Genomic DNA, 22,841 nt, shown 5'->3' with positions numbered 1-22,841 from the left:
ATTTATGACGTGCTAACGATCTACAACACGCTCACCAAGAGCAAAGAAGTCTTCAAACCGCTCGATGGCAACAAGGTGCGCATGTACGTGTGCGGCATGACCGTGTACGACTACTGCCACCTTGGCCACGGCCGCAGCATGGTCGCCTTTGACCTGGTGACCCGCTGGCTGCGCTTCAGCGGTTATGACCTGACCTACGTGCGCAACATCACCGACATCGACGACAAGATCATCAACCGGGCCAACGAGAACGGCGAGTCGTTCGAAGCCCTGACCGAGCGCATGATCGCGGCGATGCACGAAGACGAAGCGCGCCTGAACATCAAGAAGCCGGACATGGAGCCGCGTGCCACGGACCATATCCCTGGCATGCACGCGATGATCCAGACTCTGATCGACAAGGGCTACGCCTATGCCCCGGGCAATGGCGACGTGTACTACCGCGTCGGCAAGTTCATGGGCTACGGCAAGCTGTCGCGCAAGAAGATCGAAGACCTGCGCATCGGCGCGCGCATCGAAGTCGACGAGTCCAAGCAGGACCCGCTGGACTTCGTGCTGTGGAAAGCCGCCAAGCCAGGCGAGCCGAGCTGGGAATCGCCATGGGGCGCCGGGCGTCCGGGCTGGCACATCGAGTGCTCGGTGATGTCCACCTGCTGCCTGGGCGAGACCTTCGACATTCATGGCGGCGGCAGTGACCTGGAATTCCCGCACCACGAAAACGAGATCGCCCAGAGCGAAGCGGCCACCGGCAAGACCTACGCCAACGCGTGGATGCATTGCGGCATGATCCGGATCAACGGCGAGAAGATGTCCAAGTCCTTGAACAACTTCTTCACCATCCGCGACGTGCTCGACAAGTACCACCCGGAAGTCGTGCGCTACCTGCTGGTGTCGAGCCACTACCGCAGCGCCATCAACTACTCGGAAGACAACCTCAAGGACGCCAAGGGCGCCCTGGAGCGTTTCTACCACGCGTTGAAAGGCCTGCCGAGCGTGGCCCCGGCCGGTGGCGAAGCGTTCGTCGAGCGTTTCACCCAGGTGATGAACGACGACTTCGGTACGCCGGAAGCCTGCGCGGTGCTGTTTGAGATGGTGCGCGAGATCAACCGTCTGCGTGAGAGCGATCTGCAAGCGGCGGCGGGTCTGGCGGCGCGCTTGAAGGAGCTGGCCGGTGTGCTGGGCGTTCTGCAGCTTGAAGCCGACGAGTTCCTGCAAGCCGGCGCCGAAGGGCGTGTGGATGCCGCTGAAGTCGAAGCGCTGATCCAGGCTCGCCTGATTGCCCGTGCCAACAAGGACTGGGCCGAATCCGACCGCATCCGCGACCAGATCACCGCCATGGGCGTAGTGCTGGAAGATGGCAAGGGTGGCACGACCTGGCGGTTGGCTGACTGATGATCGTTCCCACGCTCTGCGTGGGAATGCAGCCCGGGACGCTCCGCGTCCCAAATCAAAAGCCGAACGCGGAGCGTCCGTTGATGCATTCCCACGCAGAGCGTGGGAACGATCAAAGCGCAGTCAGCTTTCTGACTGGCGCAGTCGCTTGTAAAGGGTATTGCGACTAACCCCCAACCGCCGCGCCAAATGGGAAATATTCCCCCCCACCGCCTGCAACTGCCGATTCAACTCCTCGGCATCATCCAGATCCACCGCCAGCGGCTCAGGCGACTCCAGCGGATCCATCTCCAGATCGACAAAAAAATCATCCGGCAAATGCTCCGCTCGCACCGGTTGTTCCTCGGCCATGGCCAGTGCCACCTGCATCACGCTGCTGACCTGGCGCAAGTTGCCCGGCCACGGGTGGCGGTCGAACAATTCCAGTACCTCACGGCTCAAACCGGCCCACTGGCTCGGTTCGCGGTGTTGCTCCCACAGACGCTTGAACAGGGCCTGCTTGTCGCTGCGTTCTCTTAACGGTGGCAATTCCAGGGTCAGGCCGCCGATGCGGTAATACAAATCCTCGCGGAAGCGCCCCAACTGCACTTGCTCGCGCAGGGAGCGGTTGGTTGCCGAGATGATGCGGATATCCACCGGGAACAGCTCGCTGCTGCCCACCGGCTGCACGCAACGCTCCTGCAATACCCGCAGCAACCGAGCCTGGGTTGGTAGTGGCATGTCGCCGATTTCGTCGAGAAACAGCGTGCCTTTGTCGGCCTTGCGAATCAGGCCGATGCTGCCTTTCTGGTTGGCGCCGGTGAACGCGCCTTTTTCGTAACCGAACAGCTCGGACTCCACCAGTTCGGCGGGGATCGCTGCACAGTTGACGGCAATCAGCGACTGTTTGCTGCGAGAGCTGGCCTGATGCAAGGCTTTGACGAAGACCTCTTTGCCGACCCCGGTTTCACCGTGGATCAGCAACGGAATGTCTTTCTCCAGCAGGCGTTCGGCCTGACGCACGGCTTTTTCCACGCGGCTGTCGCCAAAGTGCAGGGTGCCGAGGCTGATGCTGGCCGAGACCGCCGGGGGCGGCTCGGCGCTCCGGGCTTCAGTGAATACTCTGGGCTGAATCGACGCCTGCTTCGGACGTTTGAGCAGGCACTGAAAGCGATTGCGCCCCGAGGCCTGGAGCGAGAAGGGCAGGCCTTCGGGTTGGTTGAGCAGTTCCAGCAGCGACACCTTGAACAGGCTCTCGACACTGACCCGCGACAAACGCACGCCCAGCAGATTATCCGCGCGGCGATTGGCCGACAGCACATGCCCACTCTCGTCGAAGATCAGCAACCCGGCCCACTGGCTGTCGAGGTTGTTCAGGCCGGTGTTGAAGGTCAGCTGGAAATGCTGGCCGTGGAACAAGTTAAGAATCAGCCGGTTCTCCACGGTCTGACTCATCATCTTGACCATGCCCAAAGTGTGCGACGGCGGCAGGTAGCTGTCGCTGGACACATCCAGCACGGCGATGACCTTGCGCTCGGCATCGAAGATCGGCGCGGCGGAACCGGTCATGAAGCGGTTGGCCTTGAGAAAGTGTTCATCGTGCTCGATGTGCACCGCCTGTTCGCAAGCCAGTGCGGTGCCGATGGCGTTGGTGCCGCTGCAACGCTCCATCCAGCTGGCGCCGGCACTGAAACCCCGGGCCAGGCCCGGCTCGATAAAACGCTGGGTGCCCCAGGACGTCAGCACCTGACCCTGATGGTCCGCAAGCATGATCAGGCAATTGGAATTGCTCAGGATGTTCTCGTAGTACGGCAGCACTTCCTGGTGGGTGGTCTGCACCAGTGAATGCTGGCTTTCCAGCAAATGCGCGATATCGGCGGCGGGCAGTTGATCGAACGCCGGAGTGCTCTGATGGCTCAGACCGAACGCACGGCAACGGGACCAGGAGTCCTGGATGATGGCGTCGTGAGATAACGCGGGGGCAGGTGCGGCCATTCAAGTCAGCCTCTGAATAACGCTTTTATTGTTGTTATGGGTATTTCCCTGTAGGAGCGAGCCTGCTCGCGATGAGGGAGTGTCAGTCGACATGAATGTCGGCTGACCTGACGCCATCGCGAGCAGGCTCGCTCCTACAGGTTTTGTATCTGTTTAATGTCCCGGTAAGGGCAAAAAAGCATCCATAGAGTGTTGTTCACTAATGTTCATTGTCAATCGCCCGGGTGTTCAGTTGTTCAGTCTCGATTGTTCATTTGTGTTCAGCATCGAAAGCGATTGGCACCCAATTTTCAATAATCTTCATATTTATCAATGACATGTGATTTCTGGCACGAATGTCGCTTTTTAGCTCCGGTCGCTTGACTCCAAAAAATAAAAAAGGCCGAGCCATGTCATTAACCCTGGAGCATGTCAGCCGCACCGTCGAGGGCCAGACCTGGATTGACGATGCGTGCCTCAAGTTCGAACCCGGATCCTTCAATGTTTTGCTGGGGCGCACACTGTCCGGCAAAACCAGTCTCATGCGCCTGATGGCCGGGCTGGACAAGCCCGACAGCGGTCGCATCCTGATGAATGGCGTCGACGTCACGCAGCGCCCGGTGCGTTTGCGCAACGTATCGATGGTGTATCAGCAGTTCATCAATTATCCGACCATGACTGTCTTCGACAACATCGCCTCGCCGCTGCGCCAGGCCGGTGTGTCCAACGAGCAGATCCAGAGCAAGGTGCTGGAAACCGCGAAGATGTTGCGCATCGAGAAATTCCTCAAGCGCTATCCCCTTGAGCTCTCCGGCGGCCAGCAACAACGCACGGCCATGGCCCGGGCGCTGGTCAAGGATGCCGAACTGATCCTGTTCGACGAGCCTCTGGTCAATCTTGACTACAAACTGCGCGAAGAACTGCGCCAGGAAATGCGCGAGCTGTTCAAGGCCCGCCATACCATCGCCATTTACGCGACCACCGAACCCAACGAGGCTCTGGCGCTGGGCGGCACCACCACCATTCTTCACGAAGGGCGGGTGATCCAGAGTGGCCAGTCGTCCGCGGTCTATCACCAGCCGCAGACCGTGCTGGCGGCCGAGCTGTTTTCCGAGCCGCCGATCAACCTGATGCCGGGGCGTATCGCTGGCAATGAAGTGAGCTTCGCCAATTTCGTGCACTTCCCGTTGAACGTCGATCTGCGTCCGGTGGGCGAGGGCGAATTCCGCTTCGGTGTGCGCCCCAGCCATATCTCGCTGGTGCCGAGCAACGACGATGATCTCGAACTGGCGGTGACCGTCGAAGTAGCCGAAATCAGCGGCTCGGAAACCTTCCTGCACGTGCGCAACGAGCATTTCCTGCTGGTGCTGCACTTGCCCGGCGTTCACGAATACGACGTCGATGCGCCGATTCGCATCTACATCCCGACCCATAAACTGTTTGTGTTCGATACGCAGGGGCGCCTGGTGCAGGCGCCGGGACGGCGTGTCGCGAGGGTTGCCTGATGGCCGAAATCCGTTTGCAGAACCTCGCCCACAGCTACACCAGAACGCCGAGCGGCCCCGAGGATTACGCTATTCGCGAGATGGACCATATCTGGGAACAGGGTGGCGCCTACGCCTTGCTCGGTCCTTCGGGCTGCGGCAAGTCGACCTTGCTCAATATCATTTCCGGGTTGCTCAGCCCGTCCCAGGGGCATGTACTGTTCGACGGCAAGGCGGTCAACGACCTGACGCCGGAGAAGCGCAACATCGCCCAGGTTTTCCAGTTTCCGGTGGTCTACGACACCATGACGGTGTTCGACAACCTGGCCTTCCCGTTGCGTAACCAGGGCATGGCCGAAGCGAAAATTCACACCAAGGTGCAGGAAATTGCCGAAGTCCTCGACCTGCAGAACCTGCTGAGCAAAAAGGCCCGGAACCTCACCGCCGACGAAAAACAGAAAGTCTCCATGGGCCGCGGCCTGGTGCGTGACGATGTGTCGGCGATCCTGTTCGACGAACCGCTGACGGTGATCGACCCGCACCTGAAGTGGAAGCTGCGGCGCAAGCTCAAACAGATCCACGAGCAGTTCAACATCACCATGGTCTACGTCACCCACGATCAGCTGGAGGCGTCGACTTTCGCCGACAAGATCGCGGTGATGTATGGCGGGCAGATCGTGCAGTTCGGCACGCCACGGGAACTGTTCGAGCGGCCAAGCCACACCTTTGTCGGCTATTTCATCGGTAGTCCCGGCATGAACCTGATCGACGTGCAGCCGCAACCGGGCGGCGTCGGTTTCGCCTCGACCCATCTGCCGCTGCCCGACGCCATGCAAAAACGCATCGCCGAGTCCTCCTGGCAAACCCTGAAGGTCGGCATTCGCCCGGAGTTCGTCCACGTGTGGGAAGAACCGTTCGATGACGCCCTGCGGGCAAAAGTCGTACACGTCGAAGACCTAGGCACCTACAAAATCATGACCCTGAACCTCGACGGTGTACCGCTGAAAGTGCGCCTGGCCGAAGACAAGCCGGTACCGGAAGGCACGGCTTACATCAGTTTTCCGGGACAGTGGCTGATGGTCTACGCCGATGAATTCCTGCTCGAGCCACAGACCATGGACCAGCAGATTGCTAACAAAGGGGCGCAGCCATGAACAAGGTGCAGAACAACAAGGCCTGGTGGCTGGTGTTGCCAGTGTTCCTGCTGGTGGCGTTCAGTGCGGTGATCCCGATGATGACCGTGGTCAACTACTCGGTGCAGGACATCTTCGACCAGTCCAGCCGCTATTTCGTCGGGGCCGACTGGTACAAGCAGGTGCTGCTCGACCCGCGCCTGCATGATTCGCTGCTGCGCCAGTTCATTTATTCGGCTTGCGTGTTGCTGATCGAAATCCCCCTGGGCATCGCGATTGCCCTGACCATGCCGACCAAGGGGCGCTGGTCGTCGGTGGTGTTGATCGTGCTGGCGATCCCGCTGCTGATTCCGTGGAACGTGGTGGGCACCATCTGGCAGATCTTCGGTCGGGCCGACATCGGCCTGCTGGGATCGAGCCTCAACGCCTTGGGCATCAGCTACAACTATGCGGCCAATACCATGGACGCCTGGGTCACCGTGCTGGTGATGGACGTCTGGCACTGGACCTCGCTGGTGGCGCTGCTGTGCTTCTCCGGGTTGCGGGCGATTCCGGACGTGTACTACCAGGCGGCACGGATTGACCGGGCCTCGGCCTGGGCGGTGTTCCGGCATATCCAGCTGCCCAAGCTCAAGAGCGTGTTGCTGATCGCGGTGATGCTGCGTTTCATGGACAGTTTCATGATCTACACCGAGCCGTTCGTGCTGACCGGTGGCGGACCGGGCAATGCCACGACCTTCCTCAGTCAGACCCTGACCCAGATGGCTGTAGGGCAATTCGACCTGGGGCCGGCCGCTGCATTTTCGCTGGTGTACTTCCTGATCATCCTGTTGGTGTCCTGGCTGTTCTACACCGCCATGACTCACTCTGACGCCAACCGTTGAGGCCCGCCATGAGCAAGAGAAAACTTGTCCCATTGCTGCTCTACATCCTGTTCCTGCTGGTGCCGATCTACTGGCTGCTGAACATGTCCTTCAAGAGCAACACCGAAATCCTCGGCGGCCTGACGCTGTTTCCCGCGGACTTCACGCTGCATAACTACAAGGTGATCTTCACCGACCCGAGCTGGTACACCGGTTACCTCAACTCGTTGTACTACGTGAGCCTGAACACGGTGATTTCCCTGAGCGTGGCGCTGCCGGCGGCTTACGCGTTCTCGCGCTATCGCTTCCTCGGTGACAAGCACCTGTTCTTCTGGCTGCTGACCAACCGCATGGCGCCACCGGCGGTGTTCCTGCTGCCGTTTTTCCAGCTGTATTCCTCGATCGGCCTGTTCGATACGCACATCGCGGTGGCGTTGGCCCATTGCCTGTTCAACGTGCCGTTGGCGGTGTGGATTCTGGAAGGCTTCATGTCCGGCGTGCCGAAGGAAATCGACGAAACGGCCTACATCGACGGCTACAGTTTTCCCAAGTTCTTCGTGAAGATTTTCATCCCCCTGATCGGCTCAGGCATCGGCGTGACAGCGTTTTTCTGCTTCATGTTTTCCTGGGTCGAACTGCTGCTGGCGCGAACCCTGACGTCGGTGAACGCCAAACCGATCGCGGCGGTGATGACCCGTACGGTCTCGGCGTCCGGCATCGACTGGGGCGTGCTGGCGGCGGCGGGGGTGTTGACTATCCTGCCGGGCATGCTGGTGATCTGGTTTGTTCGCAACCACGTGGCCAAGGGCTTCGCCCTGGGCCGGGTATGAGGAACTGATGATGGAATGGATGAGCTGGACCGTCCCGACGGCGGCCTTTTTCGGCGTGATTGCCTTGATCCTGGTGGGCATGACCACCTGGGAGTTACGGTCGCCGAGCGTTCTTCGGCGTGGTTTCCTGCCGATTGCCACCACCCGTGGCGATCGGTTGTTCATCGGTCTTCTCGGCAGCGCCTACCTGCATTTGCTGGTAATCGGCGTGACCGACTGGAGCATATGGGTGGCGTTCGCGCTGTCCCTGGTGTGGCTGTTGGTGGTGATGCGTTGGGGCTAGTCGAATCGCTCGGCAATGTTGCTCCGAAAATTAAACAGGAGGTCTCTATGTTCGACAAAAACAATAAGCTGCGACATAGCATTTCATTGGCAGCCCTGCTGGCACTCAGCGGTTTGAGCGCTTCGGCCTGGGCCGATGCTTATGAAGAAGCTGCCAAGAAATGGATTGGAAGCGAGTTCAAGCCGTCCACGTTGACGGCGGATCAGCAAATGGCGGAACTGAAGTGGTTCATCAAGGCGGCCGAGCCGTTTCGCGGGATGGACATCAAGGTCGTCTCGGAAACCCTGACCACCCACGAATATGAATCCAAGGTGTTGGCCAAGGCCTTTACCGAGATCACCGGGATCAAGGTCACCCACGACTTGCTGCAAGAAGGTGACGTGGTGGAAAAACTGCAGACCGTGATGCAGTCGGACAAGAGCATCTATGACGGCTGGGTCAACGACTCGGACCTGATTGGTACGCACTTCCGCTATGGCAAGACCGAAGCGATCACCGATCTGATGGCCAACGAGGGCAAGAACTTCACTTCGCCGACCCTGGACATCAAGGACTTCATCGGCATTTCCTTCACCACCGCGCCGGACGGCAAGATCTATCAATTGCCCGACCAGCAGTTCGCCAACCTGTACTGGTTCCGTGCCGACTGGTTCGAAAAGCCGGAGCTGAAAGCCAAGTTCAAGGAGAAGTACGGTTACGAGCTGGGCGTACCGGTGAACTGGTCGGCCTATGAGGACATCGCCAAGTTCTTCAGCGAGGACGTCAAGGAAATCGACGGCAAGCGCGTCTATGGGCACATGGACTACGGCAAGAAAGACCCGTCCCTGGGCTGGCGCTTCACCGATGCCTGGTTCTCCATGGCCGGTGGCGGCGACAAGGGCATCCCCAACGGCTTGCCGGTGGATGAGTGGGGCATTCGCGTCGAGGATTGCCACCCGGTGGGTTCCAGCGTGACGCGCGGCGGCGACACCAACGGTCCGGCCGCGGTATTCGCCACCCAGAAATACGTCGACTGGCTCAAGGCCTACGCGCCACCGGAAGCGGCGGGCATGACCTTCTCCGAGTCCGGTCCGGTGCCGTCCCAGGGCAACATCGCCCAGCAAATCTTCTGGTACACCGCCTTCACCGCCGACATGACCAAAGCGGGCCTGCCGGTGGTGAACGCCGACGGCACGCCGAAATGGCGCATGGCGCCTTCGCCTCGTGGGCCGTACTGGGAGGAGGGCATGAAGCTGGGGTATCAGGACGTGGGTTCCTGGACATTCATGAAGTCCACGCCTGAGAAGCAGAAACTGGCGGCCTGGCTCTATGCGCAGTTCGTGACCTCGAAAACCGTATCGCTGAAGAAAACCATCGTCGGCCTGACGCCAATCCGCGAGTCGGACATCAACTCGCAGGCCATGACCGACCTGGCACCGAAACTCGGTGGCCTGGTGGAGTTCTACCGCAGCCCGGCCCGCGTGCAATGGACCCCGACCGGAACCAACGTGCCGGATTATCCACGTTTGGCGCAACTGTGGTGGAGCCACATCGCCGAAGCCGCCAGTGGCGACAAGACTCCGCAGGAGGCACTGGACGGTCTGGCCAAGGATCAGGACGCCATCATGTCCCGTCTGGAGCGCTCGAAAGTGCAGACCACCTGCGCTCCGAAGATGAACCCGGAGCGCGATGCGCAGTACTGGTTCGACCAGCCGGGCGCTCCGAAGCCGAAACTGGCCAACGAGAAGCCGAAGGGCGAAACCGTGAGCTACAACGAACTGCTCAAGTCATGGGCGGATGCGCGTAAGTAAACGGCTGGACTGTGAAAGGCGAACGGCACCGTAAGGTGCCGTTTTTGTTGGTGTCTGTATCGCGGCCATCGCGAGCAGGCTCGCTCCCACAAGGATCTTCAGGGCTACGCAGAACCACTGTAGGAGCGAGCCTGCTCGCGAAGAGGGAATCCCGGTTGCTTACTGTCATTTACCGAACAAACTTCTGGCAGCGCGGTTCAGTGACGTGGGGGCCGGACCTTCTGCGTTCAGGTCAGGGCTGCGAGATATTCGATCGTCTGTGGAAAACGCTCGACCAGACGGATCAGAGTCGTGGCTTGGGCATTGGGCGTTGCGCGCCCCTGTTCCCAGTTCTCCAGTGTTCGGGTGTTGGTACGCAGATACATCGCAAACACCGACCGGGAGAGGTTGAGCTGTTGGCGGATGGCGATTACTTCCTCGGCGGTGATGGGCATCAGTTCTGGCAACTGAACCTTGTGGGTTCGCAGCGTGATCTTGCCCTGGCGCTCATCGGCCAGGGCTTCGAGGCCATCCATCAGTTCGGCAAAAATGTCACGTTTCATAGTGGGATCTCGTTTTGATTTCTCTATCCAGTGCTTGTCTGAAAACTTTCTTCTGGAAGGGCGACAGGTCGTCTTGCTCGTTTTTGCCGTACACAGTGAACAGCCAGAATTGATTGAAGCCGGACCACCAGTAGTAAATTACTCGTAAGCCACTGCGCTTGCCTTTACCTCTTCGTTGGTCGCAGAAGCGAATTTTTCGCAGCCCGCCGGTTCCCTCAATGAGATCGCCTGCTTCGGGGTTCTGCAGCAACTCCAACTGAAAGCTGCGAAACAAATCGTCGTCCAGATAATCGTCTCGATGTTTTTGAAACAAAGGTAATTCAATGAACAGAGCATCCATAGTCTGTACGTTACCTGCGTATAGTTTTATCTCAATAATCGAATCGGTCAAGTCTCCCAGACCAACCTTCTCGTTCCCGTTTTCAACGGTAGACGCCGGTCGTCAAAACACCTGTAGGACGAGTCGACCCATTCAGTGAGTGCTTTCGGGGTTACATAGGGAGGGCAGGGCAGCGGTAACAAATCCCACAAAAACAAAAACGGCACCCGAAGGTGCCGTTTCTGTTTTCTACCAAGTTCGCCTAAGCGATCAACCCGCCAGGCCCGATTGCTGAACCAGGGTCAGCAGCGGTTGTGGGTACAGGCCGAGGAAGAAGGCCAGGACCGCGATGGCCAGCAGCATTACGCCGCCTGCACGTTGTTCCCAGTGCAGTTGCGCATCGTGGCGACGCAGGTTCGGTTCGATCAGGTACAGGGTGACCATGACGCGCAGGTAGTAGAACACGCCGATGGCGCTGCCCAGTACGAGGGAGCCGACCAGCCACCATTGGTGCGACTCGACACCGGTGGCGATGATGTAGAACTTGCCGATGAAGCCCGCGGTCAGCGGGATACCGGCCAGGGACAGCATCATCACGGTCAGTACGGCGGTCAGGTACGGACGGCGCCAGAACAGGCCGCGGTATTCGTACAGGGCATCCGCGTCACGACCGTTGTACGGCGAGGACATCAGGGTGATCACACCGAAGGCGCCCAGGCTGGTGATCACGTAGGTGACCAGGTACACGCCGATGGCTTCCACGGCCAGACCCTTGCTCGCCACCAGGGCGATCAGCAGGTAACCGAAGTGGGCGATGGACGAGTAACCCAGCAGGCGCTTGAGGTTGCTCTGGGTCAGGGCCAGCAGGTTACCGAACAGGATCGACGCGATGGCGATGATGGTCAGTACGTTGCTCAGCACGCCGCTGCTCGCCGCTGGCGAGATCTGGAACAGACGCACCATCACCGCGAACACCGCGACTTTGGAAGCGGTCGCCAGGAACGCCGCCACCGGTGCCGGAGCACCTTCGTAGACGTCCGGGGTCCAGAGGTGGAACGGTACCAGCGACAGTTTGAACGCCAGGCCGATCAGCATCATGCCCAGACCCAGCTGTGCCAGCGAGCTTGGCATGCCGGTGGCCGCCAGGGCCTGACCGATGCCGACGAAGCTCAGGGAACCGGCGTCAGCGTAGAGCAGGGCCATACCGAACAACAGGAACGCGGAACCGGCAGCCGACAGCACCATGTACTTGATGCCGGCTTCCAGCGAACGCTTGTTGAAGAAGGCATAGGCCACCAGGCCGTAGACCGGTACCGACAGCAGCTCCAGGCCCACGAACAAACCGGCCAGGTGTTGCGCGCTGACCAGAACAAGGCCACCGGCGGCGGCCATCAGGATCAGCAGGTACAGTTCTTCACGGTTGCCCGGGTAACCCGAACCACCATCGCCGAGGTAGGCGTGGGCGAGGGTTACGCAAGCCAGGGTGGCGACCAGGATCAGCGCCATGTACAGGCAGGCGAAGGTGTCGATCTGCAGCAATGGGGTCACGGCCAATGGCGCGACTTTCAGGGCTGGCAGGATCGACAGCAAGGCCAGGTTCAGACCCGCCACCGACAGCAGGAAGGTCTGGGAGTGGTTGCGGCGCCAGGCGATGGCCAGCATCACCACGATGACCGTGGCGCTGGTGATCAGCAGCGGCCCCAGCGCAATAAAGTGTTGAAGTGTGAATTCCATAGCGCTCTTACCGGGCCGAAGCGAGTTGAGTGAAGGCGGTGCCGAGCCATTGCTGCACGCCATGCATCGTAGCGGCAGAGGTATCGAGGAACGGTTGCGGGTAGACGCCGATGTAGATCAGCAGCATCGCCAGACCGACCACCATGATCATTTCGCGACCGTCCATGCCATGCATGACCGCGTCCGACTTGGCCGGACCGAAGTACGCACGGTGGATCATGATCAGCGAGTAGACCGAACCGAACACCAGGCCGGTCGTGGCGATCACGGTGACCCATGGCGCGAACGGGAAGGTGCCGATGAGGATCAGGAACTCGCCGACGAAGTTACCGGTACCCGGCAGACCCAGGGAAGCGGCTGCGAAGAACAGGCTCAGGGCCGGCAGGTAGGCGATCTTCGACCACAGGCCACCCATTTCACGCATGTCGCGGGTGTGGGTGCGTTCGTACAGCTGGCCGCTCAGGATAAAGAGTGCGGCAGCGGACAGACCGTGCGCCAGCATCTGCATCACCGCGCCCTGCAGCGCCAGTTGGCTGCCGGAGTAGATGCCGATCAGTACGAAGCCCATGTGGGAAACGGACGAGAAGGCGATCAGACGCTTGATGTCGGTTTGTGCGAACGCCAGGAACGCACCGTAGAAGATCCCGATCAGACCCAGGGTCATGGCGATCGGCGCGAACTCGGCCGACGCGTTCGGGAATAGCGGCAGGGCGAAACGCAGCAGACCGTAGGCAGCGGTTTTCAGCAAGATACCGGCCAGGTCCACGGAACCTGCGGTCGGCGCCTGGGCGTGAGCGTCAGGCAACCAGGAGTGGAACGGTACGACTGGCAGCTTGACCGCGAAGGCGATGAAGAAGCCGAGCATCAGGATGTACTCGGTACCGGCCGACATCTTGGTTTTCAACAGGTCGGCGTAGTTGAAAGTAATCACGCCGGTGTCGTTGAAGTTGACCAGTACCAGGCCCAGGATCGCCACCAGCATGATCAGGCCGGAAGCCTGAGTGAAGATGAAGAACTTGGTCGCCGCGTAGATCCGGGTTTTCTTGCCGTCCGAAGAACTGTGACCCCAGAGCGCGATGAGGAAGTACATCGGCACCAGCATCATTTCCCAGAAGAAGAAGAACATGAACAGGTCGAGGGCGAGGAACACGCCGACGACGCCGCCCAGGATCCACATCAGGTTCAGGTGGAAGAAGCCCACGTGACGCTGGATCTCTTTCCAGGAGCAGAGTACCGAGAGGACACCCAGCAGACCGGTCAGCATGATCATCAGCAGCGACAGGCCGTCGAGGGCCAGGTGCACGCTGATGCCGAAGCGCTGGATCCAGGTGTGCTTGAACTCAAGCACCCAGGTCGGGTCGGCGCCAGGTTTCGGGGCAAACGAATAGTCGCCGTGGGCCCACAGCCAGAGGCCGAGGGCGAGCAGCAGGGACATGGTGATCAGCGCAATCCAGCGGGGGAGGGTGGCGCCGAAGCGCTCACCCAGCCAGCACAGCAGGCCGCCGATGAAGGGGATCAGGATTAGCCAAGGCAGAATCATGACGGGCTCAATTCCTTTCGCAAGTTCGCAAGGTTCATATCAGACCGCTACCAGCACGACGGCGCCGATTACCAGCACGGCACCAGCAGCCATCGAGGCGGCATACCAACGCAGTTGACCGGTCTCGGTACGGCTCAGGGCGGTGTGACCGCCTTTGGCCATGCGCGGGATCAGACCGATGGTCTGGTCGAGCGGGTCTTTGCGCAGGATGTGGCTGATCGCCAGGTATGGCTTGACGAACAGTTTGTCGTAGATCCAGTCGAAGCCCCAGGCAGCGAACCACCAGGCCGACAGGACACGGCCGATGCTGCTGTTGGCGACGGCGGTGACGAAGCGACGCTTGCCCAGGAACAGCAGGGCGGACAGCAGGATACCGGCCAGGGCGATGGCGCCCGACGCGATTTCCAGGCTGTGCTTGGCTTCGCCGCCGGCATGGCCGACGCTTTCCGGCAGCACGCCGTGCAGCGGTGGAACGATCATCGCGCCGATGGCGGTGGACAATACGATCAGCACCGACAGTGGCAGCCAGTGGGCAATGCCGTGACCGGCGTGGGCTTCGGTCTTCGCTTCACCGTGGAACGCGATGAAGATCAGGCGGAAGGTGTAGAGCGAGGTCATGAACGCGCCGACCAGACCTGCGTAGAGCAGACCGTGGTTACCGCTGGCAAACGCTTCCCAGAGGATTTCGTCCTTGGAGTAGAAGCCTGCGGTCACCAGTGGCAGGGCCGCCAGGGCCGCGCCGCCGACGATGAAGCTGGCGTAGGCCAGAGGCAGTTTCTTCCACAGGCCACCCATCTTGAAGATGTCCTGCTCGTGGTGGCAGGCAACGATCACCGCACCGGAAGCAAGGAACAGCAGGGCCTTGAAGAAGGCGTGGGTCATCAGGTGGAAGATCGCGCCGTCCCAGGCGCCAACGCCCAGGGCCAGGAACATGTAGCCGATCTGGCTCATGGTCGAGTAGGCGAGGATACGCTTGATGTCGGTCTGGACCAGGGCTGCAAAACCTGCCAGCACGAGGGTCACGCCGCCGACGATACCTACGAGATGCAGGATTTCCGGCGCCAGGGTGAACAGGCCGTGGGTACGGGCGATCAGGTAGACACCAGCAGTTACCATCGTTGCAGCGTGGATCAGTGCCGAAACCGGGGTAGGGCCGGCCATCGCATCCGCCAGCCAGGTTTGCAGCGGCAGTTGCGCGGATTTACCAACAGCACCACCCAGCAGCATCAGGGTGGCCAGGACCATCCATGGGTTGCCGGCCTGGAATTTCTGCGGAGCCAGCACCAGCAGTTCCTGAACGTTCAGCGTGCCCAGTTGGGCGAACAGAATGAACAGGCCGATGGCCATGAACACGTCACCGATACGGGTCACGATGAAGGCCTTGAGTGCGGCGTTACCGTTGTTGCGGTTGCTGTAGTAGAAACCGATCAACAGGTACGAGCACAGGCCCACGCCTTCCCAACCGAAGTACAGGAACAACAGGTTATCGCCCAGGACCAGGAACAGCATGCTGGCGATAAACAGGTTGGTGTAGGCGAAGAAGCGCGAGTAACCGGCTTCACCGCGCATGTACCAGGAGGCGAACAGGTGGATCAGGAAGCCGACACCCACCACCACACCGAGCATGGTCACGGACAGACCATCCAGGTACAGGGCGAAGTTCGGCGTGAAGCCTTCAACGGCCATCCACTGCCACAACACCTGGGTGTAGTGACCGCCTTCCGGCGGGGCGACGTTGAATTGCCAGATCACATAAGCGGTCACGATCGCCGACAGGCCGATGGAGCCGACGCCGATCAGAGCCGCGAGGTTTTCCGAGATGCGTCCACGGGAGAACGACAGCAGCAGGAAACCGATCAGAGGGAATACGAAAGTCAGAAAGAGTAGGTTCATCCGCGCATCTCACTGGCAGCGTCGATATCGAGCGTGTGGAAGCGGCGATACAGTTGCAACAGAATCGCCAGGCCGATACTGGCCTCGGCGGCTGCCAGGCTGATCACCAGGATGAACATGATCTGTCCATCCGGCTGCGCCCAGCGGCTACCGGCAACGATGAACGCCAGTGCGGAGGCATTCATCATGACCTCCAGGCTCATCAGCACGAAGAGAATGTTGCGGCGGACCATCAGGCCGACCAGACCGAGGCAGAACAGGATGCCGGCGACCGCCAGACCATGCTCCATGGGGATAGCAGGCATCGTCATTGCTCCTTGGCTTCGTTGCGGCCCAAGTGGAACGCCGTGACGGCTGCGGCGAGCAGCAGCATCGAGGCGAGTTCGACCACCAGCAGGTAAGGACCGAACAGGCTGATGCCCACGGCCTTGGCGTCTACGGTGGTGTGGCCGACGGCCTGACCGCTCTGGTGGGAGAACAGCACATACAGCAGTTCAACCAGCAGCAAGGCTGCGAGGGCGACCGGGCCGCCCCAGATACCGGGCTTGAGCCAGACGCGCTCCTGCTGAACCGAGGCCGGGCCCAGGTTCAGCATCATCACCACGAACACGAACAGCACCATGATGGCGCCAGCGTAGGCGATCACTTCCAGAACACCGGCAAACGGTGCGCCGAGGGCGAAGAACGTCATGGCCACGGCGATCAGCGAAATGATCAGGTAGAGCAGGGCGTGCACGGGGTTGGTGTTGGTGATCACGCGAAGCGTGGACACCACAGCGATACCCGATGCGAAATAGAAAGCGAATTCCATCTTTCTTCCTTAAGGCAGCAAGCTCTTCACGTTGATCGGTTCGGCTTCATTCTGCGCGGTACCTTTCGGCTTACCGGCAATCGCCATACCTGCAACACGATAGAAGTTGTAATCAGGGTTTTTGCCGGGGCCGGAGATCAGCAGATCTTCTTTCTCGTACACCAGGTCCTGACGTTTGAACTCGGCCATTTCGAAATCCGGTGTCAGCTGGATCGCGGTGGTCGGGCAGGCTTCCTCGCAGAGGCCGCAGAAAATGCAGCGCGAGAAGTTGATGCGGAAGAAGTCCGGGTACCAGCGACCGTCTTCGGTTTCGGCTTTCTGCAGCGAGATGCAACCGACCGGGCAAGCCACGGCGCACAGGTTGCAGGCTACGCAGCGCTCTTCACCGTCGGGGTCGCGGGTCAGGACGATACGGCCACGGTAGCGCGGCGGCAGGTAGACCGGTTCTTCCGGGTACTGCAGCGTGTCGCGCTTGCGGAAGGCGTGGCCGAAAATCATCACCAGGCTGCGAAGCTGGGTGTAGAGGCCATGCACGATGTCAAAAATGTACTTCATGATTCTCTATCCTCACTGAGCCGCGACGGCGGGCGTGTTGAGCAACACGATCGCAGCGGTCACCAGCATGTTGACGAGGGTCAGCGGCAGGCAGAACTTCCAGCTGAAATCCATCACTTGGTCATACCGTGGGCGCGGAATCGAAGCGCGCAGCAGGATGAACATCATGATGAAGAAACCGGTTTTCAGTGCGAACCAGATGAACGGGATCTGCGGCAGGATGCCGAACGGACCGTGCCAGCCACCGAAGAACAAGGTCACCAGCAGTGCCGAGATCAGCACGATGCCGATGTACTCGCCCACGAAGAACATGCCCCATTTCATGCCGGCGTATTCAATGTGGTAACCGTCGGCCAGTTCCTGTTCCGCTTCCGGCTGGTCGAACGGGTGACGGTGAGTCACGGCGACGCCGGCGATGAAGAAGGTCAGGAAACCGAAGATCTGCGGGATGATGAACCACAGGTGCTGGGCCTGGTAATCAACGATGTCGCGCATGTTGAACGAACCGACCTGGATCACGATGCCCATCAGCGACAGGCCCATGAACACTTCGTACGACACGGTCTGAGCCGAGGCACGCAAGCTGCCCAAAAGGGCGAACTTGTTGTTACTCGACCAACCGGCGAACAACACCGCGTAGACCGACAGACCGGCCATGGCGAAGAAGAACAGGATGCCGATGTTCAGGTCCGCCACACCCCAGGTCGGGGTGATCGGGATGATCGCAAAGGCAATCAGCAGGGCGCTCATGGCCACGACCGGTGCCAGGGTGAAGATCATCTTGTCGGCGAATGGAGGCGTCCAGTCTTCCTTGAAGAACATCTTGATCATGTCGGCGGCGATCTGGAACGCACCGAACGGACCGACACGGTTCGGACCGTAACGGTCCTGCCAGAGGGCGAGCAGACGACGCTCGACCCAGCTGAGCAGGGCGCCGCAGATCACCACGGCCAGCAGAATCACCACGGCCTTGAGGACCGCGATGATGATGTCGATCACTTCAGGAGTGAACCAGGTCATTGAGCTGCCTCCTGCAGACCGTCAACGGATTTGCCAAAGATTGCTGGCGGGATGCCGGCGATGCCCGCAGGCAGTGCCACCAGACCGGCGCCCAGCTCTTCGTTGATTCGCAGTGGCAGACGCAGGGTCTGGCCAGCCACGTTCAAGCTGAGCATGGCGCCGTCGTTGACACCCAGGCGGTCGGCTTCGGACTTGGCCAGTGCGACGTAAGCGGCCGGAATGCGTTCCTGGACCGGAGCGGCTTTCGAAGAGTTCTCTTCGCTGCCGAACAGGTGGAAGAACGGCACGGCCTGCCAGGTGCCCGGAGCCGGGTTGAACGCGCGCGGAACAGCTGCGAACCAGTTCAGCGAGTCACCGGTGCTTTCGATCAGGCGGGTGCCCGGGTCGCCAGCGCGGATGTGACCACCGACTTCGTCCTGGAACTTGTTCCAGGCTTGCGGCGAGTTCCAGCCCGGAGACCAGGCGAATGGCACTTGCTGACGTGGTTCGGCCGAACCCGAGTAACCTTCCATGGAGAAGGCGAAAGCGGTGTCCTTGTCTTGCGGGGTACGCGGTTCGTGCACGCTGATGTCGGCGCGCATGGCGGTACGACCGGAGTAACGCAGCGGTTCACGGGCCAGCTTCAGACCCTTGATGCGGAACGCGGCGGACGGTGCGGCGTCGACGATGGCGGCCAGTTGCGGGGTGCTCGAAGCGACCGCAGCGGTGACGTGGTCCAGCTGGGTCCAGTCGATGGCCTGGTTCAGCAGGGTTGCGCGCAGGGCGTGCAACCAGCGCCAGCCTTCGTGAACCAGGATGCTCGCGTCCATGTATTGCGGGTCGAACACCTGGAAGAAGCGCTGGGCACGGCCTTCCTGGCTGACCAGGGTACCGTCGCCTTCGGCGAAGCTGGCGGCTGGCAGGATCAGGTGGGCACGGTCAGTGGTGGCGGTCTTCTGATGGTCGGCGACGATCAGCACTTTCGCAGCGTTCAGGGCCGCGTCGACACGGGCCTTGTCGGTACGGGTGTACAGATCGTTTTCCAGCACGACGATGGCGTCGGCCTTGCCGTCGATCACTGCTTGCAGTGCGGCATCGACCGATTCGCCACCGAGCATGGCCAGGCCGAGGCTGTTGGCCTCTGGCACGATCAGGCTGATGGAACCGTTCTTCTCGCGCAGCTTCAGGGCCTTGGCGATGTTCGCGGCAGCTTCGATCAAGGCTTTGGAGCCCAGGGAAGTACCGGCGATGATCAGCGGGCGCTTGGCAGCGAGCAGGGCGTCGGCGATTCGCTTGGCCAGCTCCAGGGCTTCGGCATCCAGACCTTCGACGGCAGGCGCGCTGGCGTCGAGGGCGTGAGCGACGGCGAAACCGATGCGGGCCAGGTCGTCCGGAGCGGCGTGAACACACTCTTCGGCGATGTCGTCGAGCTTGGTTTCAGCCAGGCTGGCGATGAACAGCGGGTTCAGCGCGTGCTGACCGATGTTCTTCACTGCGGCGTCGAGCCAAGGCTGAACGCGCATGGCGTCGGCCATCTCTTCGGCCTTGCCCTTGACCGATTGACGCAGGGCCAGGGCCATGCGAGCTGCAGTCTGGGTCAGGTCTTCGCCGAGGACGAACACGGCGTCGTGATCTTCGATGTCGCGCATGTTCGGCACAGGCAGCGGGCTGTCTTTCAACACCTGCAAGACCAGACGGATGCGCTCCAGCTCGGAAGCTTCGATACCGGAGTAGAAGTGCTCGGCACCGACCAGTTCGCGCAACGCGTAGTTGCTTTCGAGGCTGGCGCGAGGCGAACCGATACCGACGATGTTGCGACCGCGCAGCAGATCGGCGGCTTTATCCAGTGCTTCGTCCAGGCTCAGCTTGGCGCCGTTGGCGAGCAGAGGTTGGCGTGGACGGTCGGTGCGGTTGACGTAGCCGTAGCCGAAACGGCCACGGTCGCACAGGAAGTACTGGTTCACCGAACCGTTGTAGCGGTTTTCGATGCGACGCAGTTCACCGTAGCGCTCGCCCGGGGAAATGTTGCAGCCGCTGGAGCAGCCATGGCAGATGCTCGGCGAGAACTGCATGTCCCACTTGCGGTTGTAGCGCTCGGAGTGGGTCTTGTCGGTGAACACACCGGTCGGGCAGACCTCGGTGAGGTTGCCGGAGAACTCGCTTTCCAGCACACCGTCTTCAACGCGACCGAAGTACACGTTGTCGTGGGCGCCGTAGACGCCCAGGTCGGTGCCGCCGGCGTAGTCCTTGTAGAAGCGCACGCAGCGGTAGCAAGCGATGCAGCGGTTCATCTCGTGGGAAATGAACGGGCCCAGTTGCTGGTTCTGGTGGGTACGCTTGGTGAAGCGGTAACGGCGCTCGTTGTGGCCGGTCATTACCGTCATGTCTTGCAGGTGGCAGTGACCGCCTTCCTCACAGACCGGGCAGTCGTGAGGGTGGTTGGTCATCAGCCATTCGACAACGCTGGCGCGGAAGGCCTTGGATTCTTCATCGTCGATGGAGATCCAGGTGTTGTCGGTGGCAGGGGTCATGCAGGACATGACGATGCGACCACGGGTGTCGTTCTCGTCGGTGTACTGCTTGACCGCACACTGGCGGCAAGCGCCAACGCTGCCCAGGGCAGGGTGCCAGCAGAAATACGGAATATCGAGGCCTAGCGACAGACATGCCTGTAACAGGTTGTCTGCCCCGTCGACTTCGAGCGCTTTGCCGTCTACGTGGATAGTGGCCATGGTTCAAAGTTCTTCGTTGGCCCGGTGTCAGCGGGCGTGGCTAATGGAATCTTGTCATCCGCGCGAATCAACACAGCCGGTAAAGGCGTCATCGCACGAAAAGCGAAGGGCACGGACCCTTCGCTTTTTTTAAGCGTTTACGCGCCGACTACGATCGGCTTTGCTAGAGGCGGGACGGCGGCGCTTGCAGGCGCGATACCGGCTTCGAACTCATGGCGGAAGTATTTGATGGCGCTGCCCAATGGCTCCACGGCGCCCGGTGCGTGAGCACAGAAGGTCTTGCCCGGGCCCAGGTAACCGACCAGACCCAGCAGGGTCTCGATGTCGCCGGCTTGCCCCTGACCGTTCTCGATCGCCATCAGGAGCTTGACGCTCCAAGGCAATCCATCACGGCAAGGGGTGCAGAAGCCGCAGGATTCGCGGGCGAAGAACTGCTCCATGTTGCGCAGCAGGGACACCATATTGATGCTGTCGTCCACCGCCATGGCCAGGCCGGTACCCATACGGGTGCCCACTTTGGCGATGCCGCCGGCGTACATTTGTGCATCCAGGTGTTCCGGCAACAGGAAACCGGTACCGGCTCCGCCTGGCTGCCAGGCCTTGAGCTTGTAACCGTCGCGCATGCCGCCGGCGTAGTCTTCGAACAGCTCGCGTGCGGTCACGCCGAACGGCAGCTCCCACAGGCCAGGGTTCTTGACCTTGCCGGAGAAGCCCATGAGCTTGGTGCCCATGTCTTCACTGCCTTCGCGAGCCAGGGATTTGTACCAGTCCACGCCGTCGGCAATGATTGCCGGCACGTTGCACAGGGTCTCGACGTTGTTCACGCAGGTCGGCTTGCCCCACACGCCAACGGCGGCAGGGAAGGGTGGCTTGGAGCGCGGGTTGGCGCGGCGGCCTTCGAGGGAGTTGATCAGTGCGGTTTCTTCACCGCAGATGTAACGCCCGGCGCCGGTGTGGACGAACAGCTCGAAATCAAAACCCGAACCCAGAATGTTCTTGCCCAAAAGGCCCGCAGCCTTGGCTTCTTCCACGGCACGGTTCAGGTGCTTGGCGGCGGTGGTGTACTCGCCACGCAGGAAGATGTAGCCACGGTAGGTTTTCAGAGCGCGGGCACTGATCAGCATGCCTTCGATCAGCAGATGGGGCAGTTGCTCCATCAGCATGCGGTCTTTCCAGGTATTGGGTTCCATTTCGTCCGCGTTGCACAGCAGGTAGCGGATGTTGATGGATTCGTCTTTGGGCATCAGGCCCCACTTCACGCCAGTGGGGAAGCCTGCACCGCCGCGGCCCTTGAGGCCGGAGTCTTTCACGGTCTGGACGATGTCGTCCTGAGCCATGTCGGCGAAGGCCTTGCGCGCAGCGGCGTAACCGTTCTTGGCCTGGTACTCGTCGAGCCAGACGGCTTCGCCGTCGTCACGCAGACGCCAGGTGAGCGGGTGAGTCTCGGCCGAACGCTTGATGCGGTTGGCAGGACCGAAGGAAGTCAGGGTCATACGTAGCCCTCGAGCAATTTGGCAACGCCAGCTGGCTGCACATCACCGAACGTGTCGTCGTCGATCATCAGCGCCGGCGCCTTGTCGCAGTTGCCGAGGCAGCAGACCGGCAGCAGGGTGAAACGACCGTCGGCAGTGGTCTGGCCCAGGCCGATGCCCAGCTTGCTCTGGATTTCGCTGACTACGGACTCGTGGCCGCCGATGTAGCAGACCATGCTGTCGCAGACGCGAATGATGTGGCGACCCACCGGTTGACGGAAGATCTGACTATAGAAGGTTGCAACGCCTTCGACGTCGCTGGCGGGGATGCCCAGGATTTCGCCGATGGCGTACAGGGCGCCGTCCGGCACCCAGCCACGTTCCTTCTGAACAATCTTCAAAGCTTCGATCGACGCCGCGCGCGGGTCTTCGTAGTGATGCAACTCGTGCTCGATGGCCGAGCGCTCGGTTTCACTCAAGGTGAAACGGTCTGTCTGGATAAGCGTGCTGTTCATG

The 22,841-nt window shown here is 60.7% G+C and carries 20 protein-coding genes; 7 read left to right on the top strand and 13 right to left on the bottom strand.

All coding sequences use genetic code 11. The features are described 5' to 3' along the window. The first annotated feature begins 9 nt into the window (after positions 1–9). Positions 10–1,392, top strand: a complete 1,383-nt coding sequence (cysS, locus tag DKY63_RS08795; protein ID WP_110963754.1) for a cysteine--tRNA ligase — start codon at positions 10–12, stop codon at positions 1,390–1,392. Between the two features lie 123 nt (positions 1,393–1,515). On the opposite strand, the gene DKY63_RS08785 is transcribed toward cysS, so the two are convergent. Beyond that, the gene (locus DKY63_RS08785; protein WP_110963753.1) at positions 1,516–3,366 is read right to left on the bottom strand and encodes a sigma-54-dependent Fis family transcriptional regulator; all 1,851 of its coding nucleotides are present in this window, start codon (positions 3,364–3,366) and stop codon (positions 1,516–1,518) included. A gap of 389 nt (positions 3,367–3,755) precedes the next feature. On the opposite strand from DKY63_RS08785, the gene DKY63_RS08780 reads away from it, so the two are divergent. The 6 genes from DKY63_RS08780 to DKY63_RS08755 are packed head-to-tail and all read left to right on the top strand — an operon-like array spanning position 3,756 to position 9,728. After that, a complete protein-coding gene (locus DKY63_RS08780) occupies positions 3,756–4,850 on the top strand; it encodes an ABC transporter ATP-binding protein (RefSeq protein ID WP_110963752.1) in 1,095 nt (364 codons plus the stop codon). Continuing rightward, positions 4,850–5,983 (top strand): ABC transporter ATP-binding protein, encoded by a 1,134-nt coding sequence (locus tag DKY63_RS08775; RefSeq protein ID WP_110963751.1) that lies wholly within the window; start codon positions 4,850–4,852, stop codon positions 5,981–5,983. The genes DKY63_RS08780 and DKY63_RS08775 overlap by 1 nt, the downstream gene beginning before the upstream one ends. Continuing rightward, positions 5,980–6,846, top strand: a complete 867-nt coding sequence (locus DKY63_RS08770; protein WP_110963750.1) for a carbohydrate ABC transporter permease — start codon at positions 5,980–5,982, stop codon at positions 6,844–6,846. Before DKY63_RS08775 ends, DKY63_RS08770 begins: the two co-directional genes overlap by 4 nt. A gap of 8 nt (positions 6,847–6,854) precedes the next feature. Continuing rightward, positions 6,855–7,655, top strand: coding sequence for a carbohydrate ABC transporter permease (locus DKY63_RS08765; protein WP_110963749.1), 801 nt, complete (start codon positions 6,855–6,857; stop codon positions 7,653–7,655). A gap of 10 nt (positions 7,656–7,665) precedes the next feature. Continuing rightward, positions 7,666–7,938 (top strand): DUF2160 domain-containing protein, encoded by a 273-nt coding sequence (locus tag DKY63_RS08760; protein ID WP_110963748.1) that lies wholly within the window; start codon positions 7,666–7,668, stop codon positions 7,936–7,938. Positions 7,939–7,985: 47 nt separating this feature from the next. Next, entirely contained in the window at positions 7,986–9,728 is a 1,743-nt protein-coding gene (locus DKY63_RS08755) for an extracellular solute-binding protein (protein ID WP_110963747.1), read from the top strand. Between the two features lie 227 nt (positions 9,729–9,955). On the opposite strand, the gene DKY63_RS08750 is transcribed toward DKY63_RS08755, so the two are convergent. The 12 genes from DKY63_RS08750 to nuoE all read right to left on the bottom strand — a co-directional run bounded on the left by DKY63_RS08750 (position 9,956) and on the right by nuoE (position 22,840). After that, positions 9,956–10,270, bottom strand: a complete 315-nt coding sequence (locus DKY63_RS08750) for a helix-turn-helix domain-containing protein (RefSeq protein ID WP_110963746.1) — start codon at positions 10,268–10,270, stop codon at positions 9,956–9,958. Further along, complete coding sequence (locus tag DKY63_RS08745) at positions 10,260–10,610, bottom strand: toxin (RefSeq protein ID WP_110963745.1); 351 nt, start codon at positions 10,608–10,610, stop codon at positions 10,260–10,262. The genes DKY63_RS08750 and DKY63_RS08745 overlap by 11 nt, the downstream gene beginning before the upstream one ends. 249 nt (positions 10,611–10,859) lie before the next feature. Further along, positions 10,860–12,323, bottom strand: coding sequence for an NADH-quinone oxidoreductase subunit NuoN (nuoN, locus tag DKY63_RS08740; protein ID WP_110963744.1), 1,464 nt, complete (start codon positions 12,321–12,323; stop codon positions 10,860–10,862). A gap of 7 nt (positions 12,324–12,330) precedes the next feature. Beyond that, on the bottom strand, positions 12,331–13,863 hold the full coding sequence (gene nuoM / locus DKY63_RS08735; RefSeq protein WP_110963743.1) for an NADH-quinone oxidoreductase subunit M: 1,533 nt from the start codon (positions 13,861–13,863) through the stop codon (positions 12,331–12,333). A 39-nt stretch (positions 13,864–13,902) separates the two neighbouring features. Further along, complete coding sequence (gene nuoL, locus DKY63_RS08730; RefSeq protein ID WP_110963742.1) at positions 13,903–15,756, bottom strand: NADH-quinone oxidoreductase subunit L; 1,854 nt, start codon at positions 15,754–15,756, stop codon at positions 13,903–13,905. Beyond that, on the bottom strand, positions 15,753–16,061 hold the full coding sequence (gene nuoK / locus DKY63_RS08725) for an NADH-quinone oxidoreductase subunit NuoK (RefSeq protein WP_007946416.1): 309 nt from the start codon (positions 16,059–16,061) through the stop codon (positions 15,753–15,755). Before nuoK ends, nuoL begins: the two co-directional genes overlap by 4 nt. A gap of 2 nt (positions 16,062–16,063) precedes the next feature. Beyond that, positions 16,064–16,567: an NADH-quinone oxidoreductase subunit J gene (gene nuoJ, locus DKY63_RS08720; protein ID WP_085718312.1), complete on the bottom strand. Its 504-nt coding sequence runs from the start codon at positions 16,565–16,567 to the stop codon at positions 16,064–16,066. 9 nt (positions 16,568–16,576) lie between these two features. Beyond that, on the bottom strand, positions 16,577–17,122 hold the full coding sequence (gene nuoI, locus DKY63_RS08715) for an NADH-quinone oxidoreductase subunit NuoI (protein ID WP_178131195.1): 546 nt from the start codon (positions 17,120–17,122) through the stop codon (positions 16,577–16,579). A 12-nt stretch (positions 17,123–17,134) separates the two neighbouring features. Then, positions 17,135–18,142 (bottom strand): NADH-quinone oxidoreductase subunit NuoH, encoded by a 1,008-nt coding sequence (nuoH, locus tag DKY63_RS08710; protein WP_110963740.1) that lies wholly within the window; start codon positions 18,140–18,142, stop codon positions 17,135–17,137. Then, positions 18,139–20,853 (bottom strand): NADH-quinone oxidoreductase subunit NuoG, encoded by a 2,715-nt coding sequence (gene nuoG, locus DKY63_RS08705; protein WP_110963739.1) that lies wholly within the window; start codon positions 20,851–20,853, stop codon positions 18,139–18,141. The genes nuoH and nuoG overlap by 4 nt, the downstream gene beginning before the upstream one ends. 137 nt (positions 20,854–20,990) lie before the next feature. After that, positions 20,991–22,346, bottom strand: coding sequence for an NADH-quinone oxidoreductase subunit NuoF (nuoF, locus tag DKY63_RS08700; protein WP_110963738.1), 1,356 nt, complete (start codon positions 22,344–22,346; stop codon positions 20,991–20,993). Next, a complete protein-coding gene (gene nuoE / locus DKY63_RS08695; RefSeq protein WP_008020715.1) occupies positions 22,343–22,840 on the bottom strand; it encodes an NADH-quinone oxidoreductase subunit NuoE in 498 nt (165 codons plus the stop codon). Before nuoE ends, nuoF begins: the two co-directional genes overlap by 4 nt. Between the last annotated feature and the right edge of the window lies 1 nt (position 22,841).

Source organism: Pseudomonas putida, assembly GCF_003228315.1.
Taxonomy (GTDB): Bacteria; Pseudomonadota; Gammaproteobacteria; order Pseudomonadales; family Pseudomonadaceae; genus Aquipseudomonas; species Aquipseudomonas putida_S.
This window is presented reverse-complemented; position numbering and strand designations above follow the sequence as displayed.

What these genes read in the sequence shown, in the direction of transcription:
- DKY63_RS08760 (WP_110963748.1), top strand. Translation starts at nt 7,666, where the DNA reads ATGGAATGGATGAGCTGGACCGTCCCGACGGCGGCCTTTTTCGGCGTG.
- DKY63_RS08765 (WP_110963749.1), top strand. Translation starts at nt 6,855, where the DNA reads ATGAGCAAGAGAAAACTTGTCCCATTGCTGCTCTACATCCTGTTCCTG.
- DKY63_RS08745 (WP_110963745.1), bottom strand. Translation starts at nt 10,610, where the DNA reads ATGGATGCTCTGTTCATTGAATTACCTTTGTTTCAAAAACATCGAGAC.
- DKY63_RS08770 (WP_110963750.1), top strand. Translation starts at nt 5,980, where the DNA reads ATGAACAAGGTGCAGAACAACAAGGCCTGGTGGCTGGTGTTGCCAGTG.
- nuoG (WP_110963739.1), bottom strand. Translation starts at nt 20,853, where the DNA reads ATGGCCACTATCCACGTAGACGGCAAAGCGCTCGAAGTCGACGGGGCA.
- nuoF (WP_110963738.1), bottom strand. Translation starts at nt 22,346, where the DNA reads ATGACCCTGACTTCCTTCGGTCCTGCCAACCGCATCAAGCGTTCGGCC.
- DKY63_RS08750 (WP_110963746.1), bottom strand. Translation starts at nt 10,270, where the DNA reads ATGAAACGTGACATTTTTGCCGAACTGATGGATGGCCTCGAAGCCCTG.
- DKY63_RS08785 (WP_110963753.1), bottom strand. Translation starts at nt 3,366, where the DNA reads ATGGCCGCACCTGCCCCCGCGTTATCTCACGACGCCATCATCCAGGAC.
- nuoE (WP_008020715.1), bottom strand. Translation starts at nt 22,840, where the DNA reads ATGAACAGCACGCTTATCCAGACAGACCGTTTCACCTTGAGTGAAACC.
- DKY63_RS08780 (WP_110963752.1), top strand. Translation starts at nt 3,756, where the DNA reads ATGTCATTAACCCTGGAGCATGTCAGCCGCACCGTCGAGGGCCAGACC.
- nuoM (WP_110963743.1), bottom strand. Translation starts at nt 13,863, where the DNA reads ATGATTCTGCCTTGGCTAATCCTGATCCCCTTCATCGGCGGCCTGCTG.
- nuoJ (WP_085718312.1), bottom strand. Translation starts at nt 16,567, where the DNA reads ATGGAATTCGCTTTCTATTTCGCATCGGGTATCGCTGTGGTGTCCACG.
- nuoH (WP_110963740.1), bottom strand. Translation starts at nt 18,142, where the DNA reads ATGACCTGGTTCACTCCTGAAGTGATCGACATCATCATCGCGGTCCTC.
- nuoL (WP_110963742.1), bottom strand. Translation starts at nt 15,756, where the DNA reads ATGAACCTACTCTTTCTGACTTTCGTATTCCCTCTGATCGGTTTCCTG.
- DKY63_RS08775 (WP_110963751.1), top strand. Translation starts at nt 4,850, where the DNA reads ATGGCCGAAATCCGTTTGCAGAACCTCGCCCACAGCTACACCAGAACG.
- DKY63_RS08755 (WP_110963747.1), top strand. Translation starts at nt 7,986, where the DNA reads ATGTTCGACAAAAACAATAAGCTGCGACATAGCATTTCATTGGCAGCC.
- nuoI (WP_178131195.1), bottom strand. Translation starts at nt 17,122, where the DNA reads ATGAAGTACATTTTTGACATCGTGCATGGCCTCTACACCCAGCTTCGC.
- nuoK (WP_007946416.1), bottom strand. Translation starts at nt 16,061, where the DNA reads ATGCCTGCTATCCCCATGGAGCATGGTCTGGCGGTCGCCGGCATCCTG.
- nuoN (WP_110963744.1), bottom strand. Translation starts at nt 12,323, where the DNA reads ATGGAATTCACACTTCAACACTTTATTGCGCTGGGGCCGCTGCTGATC.